Origin of the sequence: Streptantibioticus parmotrematis, from assembly GCF_019890615.1 — a bacterium.
Lineage (GTDB): Bacteria > Actinomycetota > Actinomycetes > Streptomycetales > Streptomycetaceae > Streptantibioticus_D > Streptantibioticus_D parmotrematis.
In genome coordinates this window covers 320,395-338,348 of record NZ_JAINVZ010000003.1, presented here as the reverse complement: position 1 = coordinate 338,348, position 17,954 = coordinate 320,395, and the positions used below count along the sequence as shown (strand labels likewise).

Sequence of the window (17,954 nt, the reverse complement as noted above, 5' to 3'; positions counted from 1 at the left end):
GGACGCGGAAGCGGCGCCTGAGGGGGCTGCGGGCGCGGGTGGAACGCCTGGGTCGCGCAGGCGGGGCAGCCCGGTCCCTGACCTGGGAAAGCGCCGCAGACAGGGCAATGGTCCATGGCCCGCCGGTACTCCCTCGTCCTTCTCCCCTCACCCGGTCCGGGCGAGGTGGCGATCAATGTAACGGCGGGGGAACCACGGCAGGGGGCGCCTTTGTGATGCCTGGGTGAAAGGGGGCGCGGGGGTGGTGGGGATGGCGTGAAGGGCGTGCGTAAGGGACCACGGGCCCGGTACGGGACGTATCACGCCCGGACAGGACCGCGCGGCGGACGGGCCGGGCGCGCGCGGTGCCCCGCTACGCGTACTGCACGGCGGAGGACGGCCACGGGCCGCTGGCCAGGCGGCTCAGCCGGGCCGCCGCCGTCTTCGTGGCGTCGACGACCTCGGGCGGCGCGACCGGCATCTCCTGCATCGGCTTGAGCAGCAGGACGGCTCCCATGATCGAGTCGTCCCACATGATGGGCGCGGCGCAGGAGTTCCATCCGGCCATGCACTCCTGCTGGCCGAGCGCGTAGCCGCGGTCGCGCACGTCGGCGAGCGAGGCGATCAGCGCGTCGTCGTCCACGTAGACGCCGGGGCCCGCCTCCTCGGGGACGCGTTCCGCGATGACGCGGTCCTGGAGGGAGCGCGGAAGATAGGCCAGAATCGTTCGCCCGGAGGCACCGGTACGAAGAGAACGGGTCACCGACAGCACGTCACGCGGGGTCATCCCGAGCTCCACCAGGTCGGAGTCGCCGACCGCCATGTCGATGCACTGCCGCTGCGCGCCGCCGAAGGGCGCGAGCATGTAGAGGAACGCCAGTCCGCCGTCGGTCGCGGTGCGCAGCTCCTGCAACGCGGCGTGGCCCGCGTCGCCCTCCGGACCCCGCGCCAGCGCGTGCAGCCCCAACTGGGCGGCCGCCAGCCCGAGTTGGTACTGACCCCGGCCCACCCGCACGAACGTGCCCTGGTAGACGCCGGACTGGAGGATGCGGTGCACCGCCGAGTCGTCGAGCCCGGTCACTTTGGCCAGCTCACCGGGGCCGTGTGAGAGGCCGCCGAGTTCGGCGAAGGCGGTCTGCACCCGGAAGACCCGCTCGGCGTGGCTGGTGCCGCCCGGCGAGGCCTGGCCGTCGCGCCGTGTGTCCACGGAGTGCCCGGAGTTGCTGTGCCTGCTCATCGCGGTGAGCCCGCCCCTCGTTCGGGTGACGTGACATGGTCAGGGGGACAGCTTTCCATGGAAACCGCGGCACGCAAGCTCGGGCTGCCCGGCGCGGGGCGTCCCGGACACCGGGCGGTCGATTCCGGCCGCCCGGTACCTCGCGACCGACCGCCCGGTACCTCGTCTCCCGGCGCCCGGCACCCCGCGCGTTCGCGCTCTCAGGAAGCCGTGGTGAGCACCAGCTTCCCCGTGCCCGTGCGGTCCGCCAGGTCGCGGTGCGCCCGCGCGGCCTCGGCCAGCGGGTAGGTCGCGCCGATCACCGGGCGCAGCGCGCCGGAGCGCACCGCCGCGATGAGCGCCCGCATGCTCGTGGGCAGCGCGTTGCGGTCGGTGTACAGCTGCGGCAGCCAGAAGCCGCTGACGGTGACCGACTTCTCCATCAGCAGCCGCACGGGCACGTCCACCGCCTCGCCGGACGCGTAGCCGTACACCGCGAGCCGCCCGCGCGGCGCGACCGCGGCCAGGGTCGCGTGGAACGTGGCGCCGCCGGTCATCTCCAGCGCCGCGGGCACCGGACCGCCGGCCGCGTCGAGGACGCGCTCGGTCAGGCCTTCGGCCGTGGAGGAGTCGACGACCGCGTCGGCGCCGAGGTCGGCCGCCAGCCGCCGCTTGGCCTCGGTGCCCGCCATCGCGACCACCCGGGCGCCCGCCTGCTTGGCCAGCTGCACCGCGAGCGACCCGAGCCCCCCGCCCGCCGCCGGGATCAGCACGGTCTGCCCCGCGGTCACCTGGGCCGCGCCGAACAGCAGGTGCCAGGCGCTGTTGCCCTGGAGGGCGAGCGCGACCGCCTGCTCGTCGGTGATGTCGTCCGGCACGTCGAACGCCACCCTGCGGTGGACGAGGGTCTTCTCCGCGTAGCCGCCGCCCCGGGTGAGGGCGACGACCCGGCGGCCGTCCTCGGTGGTGCCGACGATCTCGTTGCCGGGGATGTACGGCAGCTCGACCGGGGCCAGATAGGTGTTGCCGCGCACGTGGACGTCGGCGTAGTTGACCCCGGCGCGGGTCACGTTCACCAGGAGGTGGCCTCCCCGGGGCTCGGGGTCGGGGACCTCCGCGAGTTCGAGCACCTCGGGCCCGCCGAACTCACGCATGGTGATCGCGCGCATTCTTCTCCTCGACTGCCTTGACTGCCTCGACCGTCCTGGCCGGCCGAATTCCCTGCGTCCCCGTGAGGATCGTCCGCCCGCCGCGAGAGGCGCCGCGGACACCCGCCGGAGTCCTGCCGACGACAGCGTATGACATTCGCCGTTCCCGGGTACGCGATCCTGGCGCAGCCGCGCCGAGTGCCACGGAACCTCGTTCCGCATTACCGTTTCTCGCCCTGCGAGAAAGCGCGTCGAGCGGGAAGTCGCCGCATTCGGACATAACGGAGCGCCGCTTTCTCGCAGGGCGAGAAAGCGGTTCGGGCCTTGCGGTGGCGGGGGAGCTTTGACATAGTGAACTCGCGAGTCGCGCTCGGGTCTTGAACCCGCAAGGTCCGCGGGGGATTTTGTTCCTGCGGGTTCTGGGTGGGATTTATCCCGCACCCGAGCGCGACTCATTCACTTTTTCAGGAAAGCGCCGGCCCTCGCGAACGCCGCCCGGTCGCCTTTTCTCTCCCGATGCTCCGGGAATCCTTTCCGCTATCCCCTTTTCTTGTGCGGTAAATCCGTTCGCGTGCCGTCGGACCGGCGCATTCCCGGGTGGGTGATCGAGCCGGGCGGCGCGGCGGGTGTGAGCGGATAATGGGCCGTGTCCGCTCGGTCCGGTGACCGCAGGAGGCCCCAAGTGATCGTCCGCGTGTGGGAGGCGCCGGTCGTCCCCGGCCTGATGGGGGAGTTCTGCGCGATGATGGCCGCGGACGTCGTGCCGCCGATCCGGCAGGTGGACGGGTGCCTGGGCGCCGAGCTGCTGTGCTCCACCGATCCGCAGGAGCCCCGGGTGCTGCTGGTGAGCCGCTGGCGTGACGAGGCGGCGCTGCGCGGCTACGCGGGCCCGATGTGGCGGGTCAGGCCGGTCTGGGCCGAGCAGGAGCTGCGCTATCTGCTGCGGGCGCCGAGGGTCGCGCACTTCACCCCGCAGGGCTGACCTGCACCCCGCGAGGCCGACAGCGCGCGGGCGCGCACCGGGGTCACGACACGCGCCCGCGCACTGGGCTCACAGTCTGCGCCCGCGCACCGGGGTCACAGTCTGCGCCCGCGCACCGGGGTCACAGTCTGCGCCCGCGCACCGGGGTCACGGCAGCGGTTTGACGTCCGTGGGCCGGGTGAGCGCCTGACGGCCTCCGGAAGGCAGCATCCGTACCTCGCCCTCGTCACTGATCTCGGCCCTGACGATGCCGCTGTCGTCCGCGTACACCGCACTGCCGCCGGGTCCTGACGCGTCCGTGCGGCGCACCACCACGCGGTCGGGCTCTTCCTGTCCGGGGTGCGGGAAGGCCAGTTCGTACGCCGTCGTCCGTGTGTCCATGGCACCTCCCGGTGCTGGTCCGTGCGAGGTATGTGGGTTTTGTTCCGTCAGTGCACGTTGATGCGCATCAGTACATTTTCGCACCTTTCCGCGACCCGGGTCGTACGCGTGTTCCTCCCGGCGCTACGGGGTGCGGGTGGGCTCCCGGCCCAAGGCGGCCAGGGCCCGGGCGAAGGCCGACGCGTCGTGGACCGCCGCGCCCCCGGGGTCGTTGTTGAAGTACGCGTACACCTCGGCCTGAGGCGGCCAGGCGTCCGCGATCCGTCCCGCCCAGCTCTCCAGTGCCTGACGCCCGTACCGCGGCCAGGGCTCGGCCAGGCCCGCGTGGAACCTCACGTAGCCCCACTCGGCGGTGCGCCACAACGGGGTCACCGGGCGCGAGCCGCGATCCGCCCAGCACAGCGCGGCGCCGTGCCGCTCCAGCACACCGCGGACCTCGTCCGTCCACCACGACTCGTGCCGCATCTCGACCGCGACCCGGACGCGTTCGGGGAAGCAGCCGAGGCAGGCGTCGAGCAGCCCGGTGTCGGACCGCAGGTTGGGCGGCAGCTGGAGCAGCACCGGACCGAGCCGGGCGCCGAGTCCCGCCGCGTGCGCGAGCAGTCGGCGCACCGGCTCCTCGGGGTCGTGGAGCCGCTTCATGTGGGTGAGGTAGCGGCTCGCCTTGACCGCGATCACGAAGTCGTCCGGTGTGGCGCGCCGCCAGTCCGCGAAGGTCGCCTCGGACGGCAGCCGGTAGAAGGCGTTGTTGTTCTCCACGGTCGCGAAGTGGGCCGCGTACTCGGTGAGCCACTCGCGCTGCGGCCGGTCCTGTGGGTAGAGCACCTCGCGCCAGTCCTTGTACTGCCACCCCGACGTCCCTACCAGCACCGGCACGCGGACCCCAGGAGCGTCACGGCGGACCCCGGCAGTGTCACGACAGCGTCCTGCGGACGAAGGAGGGCGGCACCACGGAGGGCACGGTGCCGGAGGGGGCGCTGTGGTCCTGGAGGTCGTACGCCCGGGCGCGCAGGTCGGGGAGGCGGGCGTAGAGCGAGTTGCCGGGGCAGTCGGTGCAGTAGCCGTCACGGTGGCCGGATATGACGCGGAAGACGTGGCGGGTGCCGCGGGCGAAACGGCTGCCGCTGTTGGTGGAGACCAGGACGGTGCTGCCGCGCGCGTCCACCCCGTACATCCCGAGCTTCCACGCGCACAGCCGGGCTATCGAGTCCAGCATCGCGTCGGGCACCCGCTCTCCGCCGCCGTAACTGCCTATCGCCGCTATGCCGACCGTGCCCACGTTGAAGCCCAGGGTGTGCGCGCCGATCACCGCGTTGTCCACGCCGCCGGCCCGGCCCTCGTAGATGACACCGGTGCGGTCGACCAGGAAGTTGTAGCCGATGTCGCCCCAATCACGGCTTTCTATGTGGTCGTTGTAGAACGACTGGATCATCTCCGGTACGTCGCCGGGGGAGTAGTCGTTGCCGCTGTCGGTGTGGTGGACGAAGACGGCCTTCACCGAGGGCGCCGAGGGGCTGGGCTTCTCGCGGTGCGCCGGATCGGGGTGCCAGGCCGAGCGCGGCACGACGTCGGGGCGCGCCGCGGACCAGCGGACGGCGGCGACGGCCACGTCCCGGCCGCGCGCGGGACGTGACGGTCCCGCGGGCCGGGCCGACGTGTTCCGGGACGACCGGCCCGCCTCGGCCGCCGCCAGGGCCGCGCCGAGCAGGCCCGCGGCGGCGGCCCGGCTCAGGCCGCGCAGCACCATGCGCCGGTCTATGGTCATGATCGTGAGCGTAAGCGGCACCCGCCGGGGCCGCATCCGCTGTCCGCCGCCGTCGCCGCGTGGTGCCGCGGGCGGTCGGCGGCGGTCGCCCAGGCGTGACGCGGGCCGCCTCAGGAGTCGAGCCAGGCGGCGATCTCCTCGGTGTGTTCGCCCAGCCGGGGCGGACGCCGGTCGTAGCGCGGCGGAGTGGCGGACAGCCCGATCGGGTCGCGTACGAGATCCATCGCGCCGCCCCCGGCGTCCCCCGCCCCCGGCGCCGCCTCGCCGTCCGCCTCGGGCACCGGTACCGTCCCGCCGTCCGCCTCGGGCACCGGCACCACCGGCCGCAGCCCCAGCCGTTCCGCCAGATCCACCGCCGCGGCCAGGTCGTTGACCGGACCGCACGGCACGCCCAGCGGGGTCAGCGACTCGAACCACGCCGCCGCCGTGCGGCGGCCCAATGCCGCGCCGAGCACCGCCGCCAGCTCCCCGACGTGCGCCACGCGGTCGGGATTGGTCGCGAACCGCGGGTCGGCGGCCAGCTCCGGCGTGCCGAGACCCCGGCACAACGCGGCGAACTGACGGTCGTTGCCCACCGCGATCACGATCGGCCGGTCCGCCGCCTCGAACACCTCGTACGGCGCGATGGACGGGTGCCGGTTGCCCATGATGCCCGGGACCGCCCCGGCCAGGGTGTAGCCCGCGGACTGGTTGACCAGGCTGGACAGCAGCGTGGACAGCAGGTTCACCTCCACCAGCTGCCCCTCCCCGGTGGCGTCCCGGTGCCGCAGCGCCGCCAGCACCCCGACCGCCGCGTGCAGCCCGGTCAGCACGTCGACCAGCGCGGCGCCGGTCTTCACCGGCTCGCCCGGCGCAGGCCCGGTGACGCTCATCAGCCCGCCGAGCGCCTGGAGCAGCAGGTCGTAGCCGGGCAGCGCCGCCCCCGCGCCGCTGCCGAAACCGGTGACCGAGCAGTACACCAGACCCGGGTTCAGCTCCCGCGCCCGCTCCCACCCGAGGCCGTACTTGTCCATCGTGCCCGGCCGGAAGTTCTCGAACAGCACGTCGGCGCGGCGCACCAGCTCCTCGCAGCGCGCCCGGTCGCGTTCATCGGCCAGATCGGCGGCGAGGGAACGCTTGTTGCGGTTGACCGACAGGAAGTAGGTGGCCTCGCCGTGCGCGTGCGGCGGCCCCCAGGCGCGGGTGTCGTCACCGGTCCCGGGACGCTCGACCTTGACGACGTCCGCCCCGAGGTCGGCCAGCAGCATGGTCGCGTACGGCGCGGCCAGCACCCGGCTGAAGTCGGCCACCAGCACCCCGGACAGCGCGGCACGGACCGTCACGGACACCTCCAGATCGGCGAGGCCGCCCATTCTGCCGCCACACCACGCTCCGTCAACCACCCCGCAGAGCCCCGCGGTGGGGAGCCGGTTCCGGTTGCCGGGGTGCGGCGGCGCGGTTGCAATGGTCGGGTGAGCAGCCCCGTACCCGTGACGCACCACGGCCACACCCGCAGGAAGCGGCTGGCCCTGGTCATGCTGCTGGCGCTGCTGGCCGCCGCCGTGCTGATGGCGGGGGTGGGCGCCGGAGCGGTGCCGGTCTCGCTGGCGATCTCCGCGCGCTCGCCGGTGCTGTCGGGGCAGACCTTCCAGGTCGCCGCCGACCGCCTCCAGGGCACCGGCTTCACCCAGTACACCGGGGTCGACTCCACCGCCCGCGGTCGCTTCCCCGACGCCGTCTCCGGCATCAGGTCGGCGGACCTGTACGACCTGTGCCAGTCCGTCGTCAGCAAGGTGCCCGGTCTCGGCGCGGTCACCGTACGCATCACCGCGGGCGGCGGCGGCCACCCCGCGCACGCCAGCGACCTGGTGGTGCGCAGCGCCGACCTGTCCGGCGACGCCACCTTCCGCAACGTCACCATGGGCGTGGACGCGGGCACCATCGGCGGCCCGCCCGGCGGCGTCGGCCAGCAGGCCACGGCGGTGACCATCGACCACCTGCGGCAGACCACCCGGGCGGTGAGCGCGGCCACCTTCCGGCTCAACGGGCTGCGCCTGAGCGTACGGCCGCACGCCGCCCCCTGCTTCTAACCGACGCGCCCCGCCGCCACGACGTGCGGGCGCGCCGGGCGTACGCCGATCGGGTGGTCGCCCGCCGGGCCCGACACCGGGCGGGCCGTACCGCGTTTGAGAAGACGTGCACCCCGACGACACCCTGCCCCCGGCCGCGCGCCCCGCGCCCCGCGCCGTCCCGGCCGCCGCGGCGACGGGCCGGACCCGGTGGGGGCGGCTGGCGCTGGTGATGGTGCCGGTGCTGGCGGTCTCCGCGGCCCTGCTCGCCGCCACTGCCGAAGGGGCGCTCGCCGCGTCCTTCGGCGTCTCCGCCAACTCCTTCACCGTCTCCGGCCGCAGCTTCCAGATCAGCGCCGACACCCTCGCCGGCACCGACTTCGTGCAGTACGGCGTGGTCGACCAGGGCCGCGCCGCCTCCTACCCGGAGGCGCTGTCCGGCATCAACTCCGCCGACCTGTACGACCTGTGCCAGTCCGTCGTGCAGGACCTGCCGTTCGTCGGCCCGGTCACGTTGCGGCTGACCTCGGGGACCGACGGGCCGCCCGCGCACGCCGACCGGCTGGTGGTCGACGCCCACGACCTGCGCGGCGACGCGGTCTTCCACCACATCAACATCGGCCAGGACGCCTCGACGGTCTCCGGTGTGCCCGGAGTGCAGGGGCCGCCCGGCGGGTTCGGCGAGCAGGCCGACACCATCCGCATCGACCACCTGCGCCAGCAGACCCGTTCGGTGAGCGCCGCCACCTTCCGGCTGCCGGGGCTGCACCTGTCCGTGACCTCGGGCGACCGTTCGTGCTTCTGAGCGCGACCGCCGGGAGGCGGGCCGGGTTCCGCGACTGGCGGCGCGGCAGGCCGTTCTGGGCCGGGGTGTGGACGCTGCTGGCCGGGATCGAGATCCTTTCCATCCCGCTGGCACCGCTGGCGTTGATGATCCACGAAGGCGTCGCCGGGGTCTCCGGCATGCTGATGGGCGTCTTCCTGGTGGTGCTCGCCCTCACCCTCTGGCTCGCCCCGCACCACCGGGTCTTCGCGGGCATCGCCACCCTGGTCTTCGCGGTCGCCTCCCTCGTCCTGTCCAACTTCGGGGGCTTCCTCATCGGCTTCCTGCTGGGCGCGCTGGGCGGCGCGATGGCGGTCAGCTGGACCCCGGACGCGCCGCGGCCACGCTCGCGACCGGTACGCCAACCCGGGCTCAACTGGCCGCACGACGGGGACGACGGAGACGACGCGAACGGCGGCGGACCGGGCCCCGGGCCGAACCCCGGCCCAGGGAGCGGCGGTTCCGGTCCCGCCTCGGGCCCCACCTCAGGGCCTGGCTATGGTCACGGCTCAACGGGCAAGCTCCTCAGGGCGATCGGCGTGCTGCCCGCCGGGGGAGCATTGCTCGCCGGTGGAGTCCACCCGCTGCATCCCGCGCAACACGCCGCCACCCCGGCCGCGCCCCCGGACGGCGGCGGTTCCCACGAAACGGGCGGGGGGCTCACCGTCTGCTCGCTGCTCGACGCCCTCCTGGCCGCCGCCGGCCCCACCGTGCACATCGCGGGCGACGGCGGCCCCGTCACGTCCGTCACGCACGCCGGCGACCCGTCCGGCTCCCGCGACTCGCACGGCATCCACCTCGGCGTCGACGGACCCCTCGGCCTGCACGCCTCCGTCCACGCTACCCTGCCGGGCCAGCGCACGCCCGGCCCGGCCGCGCCTGAGCCGCCCCGCGCCGGCGGCCTGCTGGGTGCCGTCACCGGGCTGCTGGGGCTCAACCCGCCGGAGCACGAGGGCGGTTCGGCCTCCCGGCCCGAGCCCGGCGGAACCGGCCCCGCGCCGGGCAGGCCCGACTCCGCAGCGCCCGAGTCGAAGTCCCGCCCGGCATACGACACTTCGACCTCCGCCTCCGTGCCGCTCCCCGTGACCTCCGGCAAGCCGGGCGTGGGCACCGGGGACTCGGTCTCGCCGTCGCTGCTGCGGCTGGTGCTGCCCCGGCTGCCCGCCGACCACGGGATGGACGGCGTGCTGTCCGGGCTGCCGCTCCAACTGCGGCTGGGTGAGGCCGATCCGCACTCCCCGTGGTGCCTGGACTCGGTCTCCCTCGCGTTGTCGCTCGGCGCCGCGCGCTACGACGACGTGCACGCCGCCGCCCAGCCGTTCCGGGTCCGCACGCCGCTGCTGGCGCTGACCGGGCTCACGTATCACGGCATCACCGAGGTGCAGACCGCCTCCGGCCCGCAGCGCGTGCTGGCGTTCACCGCCTACCGGGTCGACATCGCGAGCCTGCGGCAGACCGCCGCCCTGCTCGCGCCGGAGTGCGGCCCGGGGCCGGGCGGGTTCCCGTACTTCCATGGACTGCCCGGGCTGCGGCTGCCGCTGCTGGACATGGGGATCCCGGGCATCGGGCTGACCGATCCGGACGCGCCGCCGCCGTGGGCGGCCTGCCAGGGGGAGTCGGAGACCGACGGCGACCCGGACGGCACCACGACCGCGACCGGCGAACCGGTGGTGCTGCTGACCCGGGTGCTCAGCGGCGACCTGCTCGGGCTGCTGCCGGTCACGTTCACCCCCGACATGCCGCCGCCGCTGCCGCCCGGGCTCACCGTGCCGATCCCGCTGTTCTTCACCGACGTCACCACGTACGACCAGTACCTGAGCGCCGACGACCTGACGGTCCCGGGCCTGCACCAGACCGCCACCGGGTAGCGCGCCGCTGGAACGGCCCAAGGGTCTGGGAAAACGAAGAACCTGCCCGGTGCGACGGGGGATGCACACCGGGCAGGCTCAAGGATCTTTTTACCGCATCGGGCACGGGTTACGCATCAAAAACCGCTCAGTTCCGGCCTTCCCAGCGAACGGGCAGCGAGATCAGGCCACGGGCTCGGATCGTCGGCCGCCAACGCAACTCCGAACGCGGCACCGACAGCTCCATCGCCGGGAACCTGGCCAGCAGTTCGCGCAGCGCCACCTCGGTCTCCATCCTGGCCAGCGCCGCCCCCAGGCAGTAGTGGATGCCGTGCCCGAGGCCCAGGTGGCCGCCCCGGTCGCGCCCGAAGTCCAGGCGGTCCGGCGCGGCGAAGCGTTCCGGATCGCGGTTGGCGGACCCCACCGCGAGCAGCACGGTCTCACCCGCCGGAACGGTCACGCCGCCCACCTCGACGTCGGTCACCGGGAACCGGCGGATCGCCAGCGGGCCCGGCCCGTCGAAGCGCGCGAACTCGTCCGCCGCGCCGGCCAGCCGCTCCGGGTGCTCGCTCAGTTCGCGCAGGCGTTCCGGATCGTCCAGCAGGGCCAGCACCGCGTTGGCGATCAGGTGCACGGTGTTCTCGTAGCCCGCGAAGAGGACGAGGAAGGCCAGCGACGTCAACTCGTCCTCCGACAAGCGGTCCTCACCCCCTTCGGACGCGTCGTCGCGCACCGCGATCAGGTCGGAGAGCAGGTCGTCGCCGGGCCGCTCCCGCTTGCTCGCGATGAGCTCGGCGTAGAAGCGCATCATGCTGACGACCGCGTCCCGGGTCGCCTCCGGATGCGCCGGGTCGGGCGTGATCAGGTGGTCGGTCCAGGCCCTGAAGTCCACCCGTGCCTGCGGCGGGACGCCCAGCAGGTCGCAGATGACCGCGATCGGCAGCGGCCCCGCGTACGCGGCCAGCAGGTCGGCTCCGCCGTCCGGTGCGACGGCGTCCAGCAGTTCACGGGCGAGCCGGGTCACCGGCTCGCGCAGCCGCTCCACCCGGCCGGGCGTGAACGCCTTCGCCACCAGGCGGCGCACCCGGGTGTGGTCCGGCGGGTCCATGTTGAGCAGGTTGGCGTCCAGCGCGGACGGCAGCCGCAGGCCGTCGTAGTTCCCCGGCAGCGCGTTCCGCTTGTCCAGCGAGAACCGGGGATCGGCCAGCGCCCGCCGCACGTCCTCGTACCTGACGACCAGCCAGGCCGGCCTGCCGTCCGGCCCGGTGACCCGATGCACGGGCCCGGCCTCGCGCAGCCCGGCGTAGACGGAGTGGGGGTCGGCGATCAGCGCCTCGGTGTCCACGGTGGTGACCGGGCATCCGGACGGGGTGGAGTTCCGCATGGCTCCCGACTCTAGACGCGGCCGACCTCGCCCACGGCCGCGCGAACGGCACACGGCCGGAGGCGACACCTTCGCCGCCACAACTGGCTTGAAACGGACGTTACGTGGCGTGGCCGCGCGAAACGGCCTCCGGCGAACGATCCCGCACGCGACGGCCGCGTACGACGCAGGTCCGACGGCCGCGTACGACGCGGTCCCGCGCCACACCGATCGCGTGCGGCGTGGTCCCGCGGCAAATCGAGCGCACAGGGCGCGGTCCCCGGGGCCGGGTGCTCCCCGGGGCCGCCCCTGTGGTGCAGGTGGCCCTGACCCCCGTCCGGGGCCACCCGGATCTCGGCCGCGCGCCGTCAGCCCCCTCTGGCGGCACTGCGGTCCCTCAGGGCCGCGAGCGCGTCGTCCACCAGTGGGAGCCGGTAGACGTCGGCGACCCGCGCCAAGTGCTCGTGTTCCTCGGCCAGTTCGCCGCTCACGGTGACCACGAGGGTGTCCGCGGACGGGTCCGGCAGCTGGCCCGCCGCCTGGTTGCACAGACCCCGGCGCAGCGCGACGGCCTCGGCGAAGGCGTCCAGCCTCCGGTCCGCCAGGCCCCCCGCCGCGCCCAGCTCCCGCGCGGTGTCGAGCGCGTCGGCCTCCACGTAGCGGCGTATCGCCCGCTGCACGTCGCGGATCTCCGCCATCTGCCGGTTGGCGCGCCACTCCAGGTCGGCCAGCGGCCACCACCGCGACCAGCCCGGCTCGTCCATCGTGACCTCCGGCGCCTCCTCGGCCACCGCGCGCCACAACGGCCGCAGCCGCCGCAGCCTGCGCCACGCGGACGCCCGGGGACCGGCAGCAGGCATCGCGAAGCCGACCAGGACCAGCAGCGCCGCCACCGAAGCGCTCAGCGGGGCCACGCCGTTGGACAGCCACCGCTGGTCGGCCCCGGCCCAGGAACAGAAGAAGCCGACGACCTTGCACAGGCAGTAGAACATCCCGCCCCAGCAGCCCACCGCCAGCACCCGCAGCCCGCGCGCCAGCCAGGTGCGCCCCAGCCGGGCCGCGTAGCGCGGGCACAGCACACCCAACGCGCCCGCGGCCGAACCGAAGACGGCCAGGTAGAGCACCAGGAACGCGACCACGCCCGGCGCGTGGGCGTACGCGGTGCTGAAGTCCCGGGGATGCTCGACCGCGTCGGGGCGGCCGACCGCGAAGCACACGATCGCGACCGCCCACACGACGGCGATCACCGCCACCGCGACGCGAGCCCGGCGGGCCGCGCGGATCCGCGCCCGCTCGCTGTGGCGGCCGTGCCACCGCAGCAGCAGCACCAGCGCCCCGGTCGCGAACAGCACGACGGAGGAGTACAGGAAGACCATGGCGAGGTTCGCCACACCTGCCAGCCGGTCGAACCAGCGGTAGATGCTGGGCGCGGAGAACAGGAAGACGGTCGCGATGGCCGCCGTCATCACGCAGGTCAGACCCAGGTCGGCGTTGCCCCGGTCACGCAGCCAGGCACGGCACTTGTAGCCGGTGATCGTCCAAGCGGCCAGGGCGAAGCACAGGTAGACGACGTCAAACACCCGGCTCACCGCCCGGGCCCGACTCCTCGCGCCGCTCCCGCTCGCGCTGCACGTGGCGCAGGGCGGGCCCGAGGGAGTCGGCGAGTTGCGCGGCCGGGCCGTCCAGCGGCAGACCGCGGTCGGCGGCGGAGGGCACGACGCGTTCCATCAGCAACGTGCCCAGCACCTCGGTCTCGCGCTCGGCGAGGTTGTCGTAGCAGTTGTGCCGGGCGAAGCCCATGGCCAGGCCCATCCGCTTGATCGCGGTGGCCACGTCCACGGACGGCGTCCAGACCTTCAGCGCCTCCTCGGTGACGCTGGGCTCCTGGTCGTGGCCGAGCAGCAGGTGACCGATCTCGTGCAGCACGATGTGCGTCTGGTGCCAGGGCGAGGTGCCGCGTTCGTAGAACACCCAGAACGCGTCCTCGGTGGTCGCCGTCATGCCGGAGACCACCCCGTCCAGGCCCATCGGCACCAGGTGGATCGGGCGGCCGACGCGGCGGGCCACCACGTCGCACAACTCGCGCAGCCCGGTCGCGGCCGGGACCCCCAGCTCGTCGATGAGCCGCTTGCAGCGACGACGCATCACACCGACGCGCATGACCGTACCGTCCTCGTCCGACGTCCGTTGCCAGGTGTGGAAGAGCTGTTCGCGCTCGTCGACGTCCGCCCCGGCGCTCATCGGGGGCCCTCGCCGGTGCCTTCGCCGGGGACTCCGGGGGTGCCGTCGCGCGGGTCGGCCGGCAGGTTCATCTGGGCGCGGAACTGGGCGATGATCGTGCCCAGGCTGTCCTGCACCTCCGGCGGCAGCCCCACCGAGCGCAACGCGATCGCCCGGACCCGCTGGTCGCGCATGGCCACCAGGAACCGGACCTCCTCCTCCACCCGCTCCGCCTGCGACGGCGACAGGTCGCCCAGCAGGTAACCGACCGGCACGGCGAAGAACTTGGCCAGCGCGCGCAGCACGTCGGGACTGGGGTTGGCGCGCCGCCCGTTGCGCAGCATCGACAGATACTGCTCGGTGAGCCGGACCCCGCCGTACTCCTCGGCGCCCTGGCTGATCTCGGCCGCCACGTGCGCGTTGGTGTACGGCGCGCCGGGCGGATGCATGTGCGTGAACAGGTAGTTGAGACGGGTGGCGAGCGCGCCGCCGTCCGCGCCCCGAGATGTTCTGTCGTCTGCCGCCGCCATGCCGCACCACCCCTCGCTGGTCCCGGCCGTCCCGCGCGCCGTGGCACCGTCGCCCCGCGCTCCAACGGGCGTGGTCTCACGGTCAGTTAAGACGCGTCACACCCTGGTGAGCATCCTGCCACGGAGGCACGGCGGCGCACTAGGCCGGTTTCGGTACGCCTCGACCCGCGCCACTTAACCGGCGGTTGATGCGCTCGCGGCCTGCGGGGACGTGCCCGGGCGGCCCCGGACGCGCGGGCGGGGGAGGGCGCTCGTCGCGCCCGTCAGTGCGGGTGCGGGCCCTCGCGGTGCACCGGGCCATGGGCGTCGGCGCAGTGCCCGGAGTGCTCGGCGTCCGCCGCGGTCTGCGGATTCGGCGCGACCGCGAGCAACTGCTCGGGCGCGTGGTCGACCTGGAGGGTGGTGTGGGTGATGCCGTGGTCCTCGCGCAGCATCTCCACCATCTCCCGCTGCACCGCGTGGCAGTCACCGGCCGGCTCCACCAGGATGTGCGCGGAAAGAGCCGGCTGGCCGGAAGTGATCTGCCAGACGTGCAGATCGTGCACCTCCACCACCTCTGGACGGGACACCAGCAGGTCACCGAGCGCGTCCGGGTCGACCCCGGCGGGCGCGGCCTCCAGGAAGATCCGGCCCGACTCGCGCACCAGCCCGGTGCCCGCCCGCAGCATCAGCGCCACCACGACCAGCGAGGCGATCGCGTCCGCTCGGGAGAAGCCGGTGGTCAGCACCACGAGCCCGGCGATCGCGGTGGCGATGAAGCCGAACAGGTCGGTCAGGATGTGCTGGAAGGCGCCCTCGACGTTGAGCGAGGTGCGGTTGGCCCGCGAGATGCACCACGCGGCCAGCACGTTGATCACCACCCCGACCAGCGCGGTGACCAGGACCAGGCCACCGGTGACCGCGGGCGGCGCGATCAGCCTGCGCACCGCCTCGTACGCCAGCCACACCGACAGCAGCAGCAACGTGATGCCGTTGGCCTGCGCGGAGAGGATCTCGGCCCGCTTGAGCCCGTAGGTGAAGGTGCCCCGGGCGGGCCGCGCGGCGAGGCGCATCGCGATCAGCGCCAGCACGATGGAGGCCGCGTCGGTCAGCATGTGCGCCGCGTCCGAGACCAGGGCCAGCGAGTGGGCGATCACGCCGACGACCACCTCGACCGCCATGAACGCCACGATCAGCCCCAGCGCCATGGTCAGCCAGCGGCGGTCGGCGTCGGCGGCGACCCCGTGCGAGTGCCCGTGCCCGCCGTGGTCGTGCCCGCTGTGATCGTGCCCGCCGTGGTCGTGTCCGTCGCCCGTTCCTGAGGCCGGGAGCGCCCCGTGGTCGTGGTCGTGGCTCCGGTCCTGCCGCGGTCCGCTGCTCATCGCCAGCCCTTCGCCCCGTCGTCGTCCGTTGACCGGCCGCGACGCGTGTCGTCACGTCCGGCCCTCAGCAGTGAACCGCGAAATGACGAAAGATCCAAAGACTGCACTGGGAACGGTTATCGACGCCGGTAAGGCGGCTCTGACCTGCGGTTTCTTTTCGGCCAACGCGTCGGTGAGATCATCGGATGTACGGCCTGTACTCCCGGCTCAGGGCTTACGCGCCGCCCACTGGGTGACCGGCATCGCCTGCCGCCAGCCGGTGAACCCGCCGACCGGGACGGCCTGCGCCACCGCGATCCTGACCAGGTCCCCGCCGTGCCGCGCGTACCACTGCCCGAGCACCGCCTCCGACTCCAGCGTGACGGTGTTGGCGACCAGCCGCCCGCCCGGCGGCAACGCCTCCCAGCACGCCGCGAGCAGCCCCGGCGCGGTCAGCCCGCCGCCGATGAACACCGCGTCCGGCGTGGGCAGCCCGGCCAGCGCCTCGGGCGCGGGACCGGTGACCAGCCGCAGTCCCGGCACGCCCAGCGCGTCGGCGTTGCGGGTCACGCGTTCGGCCCTGACCGGGTCGCGTTCCACGGCGATCGCACGGCACGAGCCGTGCGCCCGCATCCACTCGACGCCGATGCTGCCGGAGCCCGCGCCGACGTCCCAGAGCAGTTCACCGGGGGCCGGGGCGAGCGCGGCGAGAGTGGCCGCCCGCACGTGGCGCTTGGTGAGCTGCCCGTCGTGCTCGTACGCCTCGTCCGGCAGCCCCGGCACCAGCGACAGCCGCCGGGCGTCGGCACCGGCCGCGCACTCCACCGCGACGACGTTCAGCGGATCGCCCGGCGGGTGCGGCCAGGCGGCCGCCGTGCCGTCCAGGACACGTTCACGCGCGCCGCCGAGCTGCTCCAGCACCCGCATCCGGCTCGCCCCGAAGCCCCGCTCGCGCAGCAGCCGCGCCACCTCGGCGGGGGTGGCCGCGTCCGCGCTCAGCACCAGGAGCCGGCGCCGGTCGTACAGCGCCGCGTTCAGCCCCGCCGTCGGGCGGCCGACCAACGAGACCACCTCGGTGCGCTCCACCGGCCAGCCCAGCCGCGCGCAGGCGTACGAGACCGACGAGGGGTGCGGCAGGACCCGCAGCCGCCCGGCGCCCGCCACCTCGGCCAGGGTGCGGCCGATCCCGTGGAACATCGGGTCACCGCTCGCCAGCACCGCCACCCGCCGCCCGGCGTGCTCCGCCAGCAGCTTCGGCACGGCGGGCCGCAGCGGCGAGGGCCAGGCGACCCGCTCGCCCGCGCACTCGGGCGGCAGCAGGCCGAGTTGACGCACCGCGCCGATCAGCACCTGGGCCCGCCGCAGCTCCTCGCGCGCCCGCTCGGCGAGCCCCGCCCAGCCGTCGGCGCCGATGCCGACCACGGTGAGCGGTTCGCCCGCGTCGGGAACGGGGGCCGGGGGGAGCGTACTCAACGGAACACCTCGGTCTTCGGGAACGGGCCGGGCACAGGCCGCGTCTTGCGGAACGGACCCGGAACGGCCCGCGTCCTCGGGAACGGGCCCGGCACGGGCCGCGCGGAGTCCTCGCACTCTACTGAAGCCGCTGGTCGGCGCGGCAGGCGGCCGAACGCGACGACGCCGGGAGCCACGGGGATCTCCCGCGGCTCCCGGCGTCCGACGACGGACCGCCCGCTCACGACCGGATCGGGTCGTGGGCGAAGGACCCGGTCGCTCAGAAGTGGAACACGTGCTTGCTGGCGCCCTGCATCATGCAGGCGTTGGGGTAGGTGTGCGCGTACGACACCTGGCGGCCCTGCCAGACCCCTTCCGCGGTCACCACCACGGGCCTCCACAGCATCATGCAGATGGGCTGCGGGCTGGTGCCGGTGAGCGCGGTGAAGTCGCCGTGCACGCCGTCGAGTTCGCTACAGGCGCCCTGCGGGTCCGGGTGGTCGCCGCCGACCTCGGGGTCACAGGTGAGGGTCACGGCGCGCTGCACGGCCGCGGAGGTGGCGTTGTCACCCTGGGCGATGGTCAGCACCAGGTCGGTCGGGTCGGCCGAGTTCGCTTCGGCGTGCGCGGCGGTGGTGCCCACGCCCATGAGGCAGCTTGCCGCGATGGCGGCGACGGCGCCCAGCGAGCCCAGCGTTCCCTTGATGTTCCGCATTCCGGATACTCCTTGGTCGGGGTTGTGCGGATAACGGACGCGAGTCTTGCCGAACCGTTCACGGGACGCACATCGAACGCACACTTCCGGTCGCGCTCGGCGACGCGTCGATGGCGCATTGTGGCGACCGTGCCTCACGGGCACG

Annotated in this window: 17 protein-coding genes; 4 read left to right on the top strand and 13 right to left on the bottom strand. The window is 73.8% G+C overall.

Features of this window, described 5'->3' with window-relative positions; translation table 11 throughout:
- Positions 1–352 precede the first annotated feature (352 nt).
- Positions 353–1,216, bottom strand: a complete 864-nt coding sequence (locus K7472_RS06660) for an IclR family transcriptional regulator (RefSeq protein ID WP_222974984.1) — start codon at positions 1,214–1,216, stop codon at positions 353–355.
- 200 nt (positions 1,217–1,416) lie between these two features.
- Entirely contained in the window at positions 1,417–2,364 is a 948-nt protein-coding gene (locus tag K7472_RS06655; RefSeq protein ID WP_222974982.1) for a quinone oxidoreductase family protein, read from the bottom strand.
- Between the two features lie 661 nt (positions 2,365–3,025).
- Between K7472_RS06655 and K7472_RS06650 the strand changes: the two genes are divergently transcribed.
- Complete coding sequence (locus K7472_RS06650; protein ID WP_222974980.1) at positions 3,026–3,325, top strand: antibiotic biosynthesis monooxygenase family protein; 300 nt, start codon at positions 3,026–3,028, stop codon at positions 3,323–3,325.
- A gap of 147 nt (positions 3,326–3,472) precedes the next feature.
- Here K7472_RS06650 and K7472_RS06645 read toward each other — a convergent pair whose 3' ends face one another.
- From K7472_RS06645 to K7472_RS06630, 4 genes are all read right to left on the bottom strand, one after another.
- Positions 3,473–3,706, bottom strand: coding sequence for a DUF6296 family protein (locus K7472_RS06645; RefSeq protein ID WP_222974979.1), 234 nt, complete (start codon positions 3,704–3,706; stop codon positions 3,473–3,475).
- Positions 3,707–3,829: 123 nt separating this feature from the next.
- Positions 3,830–4,582, bottom strand: a complete 753-nt coding sequence (locus tag K7472_RS06640; protein WP_222974977.1) for a DUF72 domain-containing protein — start codon at positions 4,580–4,582, stop codon at positions 3,830–3,832.
- A gap of 37 nt (positions 4,583–4,619) precedes the next feature.
- The gene (locus K7472_RS06635; protein ID WP_252395158.1) at positions 4,620–5,471 is read right to left on the bottom strand and encodes a peptidoglycan recognition protein family protein; all 852 of its coding nucleotides are present in this window, start codon (positions 5,469–5,471) and stop codon (positions 4,620–4,622) included.
- Positions 5,472–5,581: 110 nt separating this feature from the next.
- Positions 5,582–6,718, bottom strand: a complete 1,137-nt coding sequence (locus K7472_RS06630; protein ID WP_372457935.1) for a CaiB/BaiF CoA transferase family protein — start codon at positions 6,716–6,718, stop codon at positions 5,582–5,584.
- 204 nt (positions 6,719–6,922) lie between these two features.
- Here K7472_RS06630 and K7472_RS06625 point away from each other — a divergent pair, with 204 nt between their 5' ends.
- From K7472_RS06625 to K7472_RS32480, 3 genes are all read left to right on the top strand, one after another.
- On the top strand, positions 6,923–7,540 hold the full coding sequence (locus K7472_RS06625) for a DUF6230 family protein (protein WP_222974973.1): 618 nt from the start codon (positions 6,923–6,925) through the stop codon (positions 7,538–7,540).
- Between the two features lie 106 nt (positions 7,541–7,646).
- Positions 7,647–8,324 carry a DUF6230 family protein gene (locus K7472_RS06620; RefSeq protein WP_308013790.1) on the top strand — a complete coding sequence of 226 codons (678 nt, stop codon included), beginning with the start codon at positions 7,647–7,649 and terminating at the stop codon, positions 8,322–8,324.
- The gene (locus K7472_RS32480) at positions 8,315–10,210 is read left to right on the top strand and encodes a DUF6114 domain-containing protein (protein ID WP_308013789.1); all 1,896 of its coding nucleotides are present in this window, start codon (positions 8,315–8,317) and stop codon (positions 10,208–10,210) included. Before K7472_RS06620 ends, K7472_RS32480 begins: the two co-directional genes overlap by 10 nt.
- A 127-nt stretch (positions 10,211–10,337) precedes the next feature.
- Here K7472_RS32480 and K7472_RS06610 read toward each other — a convergent pair whose 3' ends face one another.
- The 7 genes from K7472_RS06610 to K7472_RS06580 all read right to left on the bottom strand — a co-directional run bounded on the left by K7472_RS06610 (position 10,338) and on the right by K7472_RS06580 (position 17,809).
- The gene (locus K7472_RS06610) at positions 10,338–11,573 is read right to left on the bottom strand and encodes a cytochrome P450 family protein (protein ID WP_222974971.1); all 1,236 of its coding nucleotides are present in this window, start codon (positions 11,571–11,573) and stop codon (positions 10,338–10,340) included.
- Between the two features lie 347 nt (positions 11,574–11,920).
- Positions 11,921–13,132, bottom strand: a complete 1,212-nt coding sequence (locus K7472_RS06605; protein WP_222975261.1) for an MAB_1171c family putative transporter — start codon at positions 13,130–13,132, stop codon at positions 11,921–11,923.
- Complete coding sequence (locus K7472_RS06600) at positions 13,125–13,793, bottom strand: hypothetical protein (protein ID WP_222974969.1); 669 nt, start codon at positions 13,791–13,793, stop codon at positions 13,125–13,127. The genes K7472_RS06605 and K7472_RS06600 overlap by 8 nt, the downstream gene beginning before the upstream one ends.
- Positions 13,790–14,302 carry a helix-turn-helix domain-containing protein gene (locus tag K7472_RS06595; RefSeq protein WP_222974966.1) on the bottom strand — a complete coding sequence of 171 codons (513 nt, stop codon included), beginning with the start codon at positions 14,300–14,302 and terminating at the stop codon, positions 13,790–13,792. The genes K7472_RS06600 and K7472_RS06595 overlap by 4 nt, the downstream gene beginning before the upstream one ends.
- A 263-nt stretch (positions 14,303–14,565) precedes the next feature.
- Positions 14,566–15,663, bottom strand: coding sequence for a cation diffusion facilitator family transporter (locus K7472_RS06590; protein WP_222974964.1), 1,098 nt, complete (start codon positions 15,661–15,663; stop codon positions 14,566–14,568).
- Between the two features lie 207 nt (positions 15,664–15,870).
- The gene (gene cbiE, locus K7472_RS06585) at positions 15,871–17,115 is read right to left on the bottom strand and encodes a precorrin-6y C5,15-methyltransferase (decarboxylating) subunit CbiE (protein ID WP_222974962.1); all 1,245 of its coding nucleotides are present in this window, start codon (positions 17,113–17,115) and stop codon (positions 15,871–15,873) included.
- A gap of 259 nt (positions 17,116–17,374) precedes the next feature.
- On the bottom strand, positions 17,375–17,809 hold the full coding sequence (locus K7472_RS06580; RefSeq protein WP_222974960.1) for a subtilase-type protease inhibitor: 435 nt from the start codon (positions 17,807–17,809) through the stop codon (positions 17,375–17,377).
- Between the last annotated feature and the right edge of the window lie 145 nt (positions 17,810–17,954).

What these genes read in the sequence shown, in the direction of transcription:
- K7472_RS06660 (WP_222974984.1), bottom strand. Translation starts at nt 1,216, where the DNA reads ATGAGCAGGCACAGCAACTCCGGGCACTCCGTGGACACACGGCGCGAC.
- K7472_RS06655 (WP_222974982.1), bottom strand. Translation starts at nt 2,364, where the DNA reads ATGCGCGCGATCACCATGCGTGAGTTCGGCGGGCCCGAGGTGCTCGAA.
- K7472_RS06645 (WP_222974979.1), bottom strand. Translation starts at nt 3,706, where the DNA reads ATGGACACACGGACGACGGCGTACGAACTGGCCTTCCCGCACCCCGGA.
- K7472_RS06635 (WP_252395158.1), bottom strand. Translation starts at nt 5,471, where the DNA reads ATGACCATAGACCGGCGCATGGTGCTGCGCGGCCTGAGCCGGGCCGCC.
- K7472_RS06630 (WP_372457935.1), bottom strand. Translation starts at nt 6,718, where the DNA reads ATGCTGCTGGCCGACCTCGGGGCGGACGTCGTCAAGGTCGAGCGTCCC.
- K7472_RS06610 (WP_222974971.1), bottom strand. Translation starts at nt 11,573, where the DNA reads ATGCGGAACTCCACCCCGTCCGGATGCCCGGTCACCACCGTGGACACC.
- K7472_RS06600 (WP_222974969.1), bottom strand. Translation starts at nt 13,793, where the DNA reads ATGAGCGCCGGGGCGGACGTCGACGAGCGCGAACAGCTCTTCCACACC.
- K7472_RS06595 (WP_222974966.1), bottom strand. Translation starts at nt 14,302, where the DNA reads ATGGCGGCGGCAGACGACAGAACATCTCGGGGCGCGGACGGCGGCGCG.
- K7472_RS06590 (WP_222974964.1), bottom strand. Translation starts at nt 15,663, where the DNA reads ATGAGCAGCGGACCGCGGCAGGACCGGAGCCACGACCACGACCACGGG.
- K7472_RS06580 (WP_222974960.1), bottom strand. Translation starts at nt 17,809, where the DNA reads ATGCGGAACATCAAGGGAACGCTGGGCTCGCTGGGCGCCGTCGCCGCC.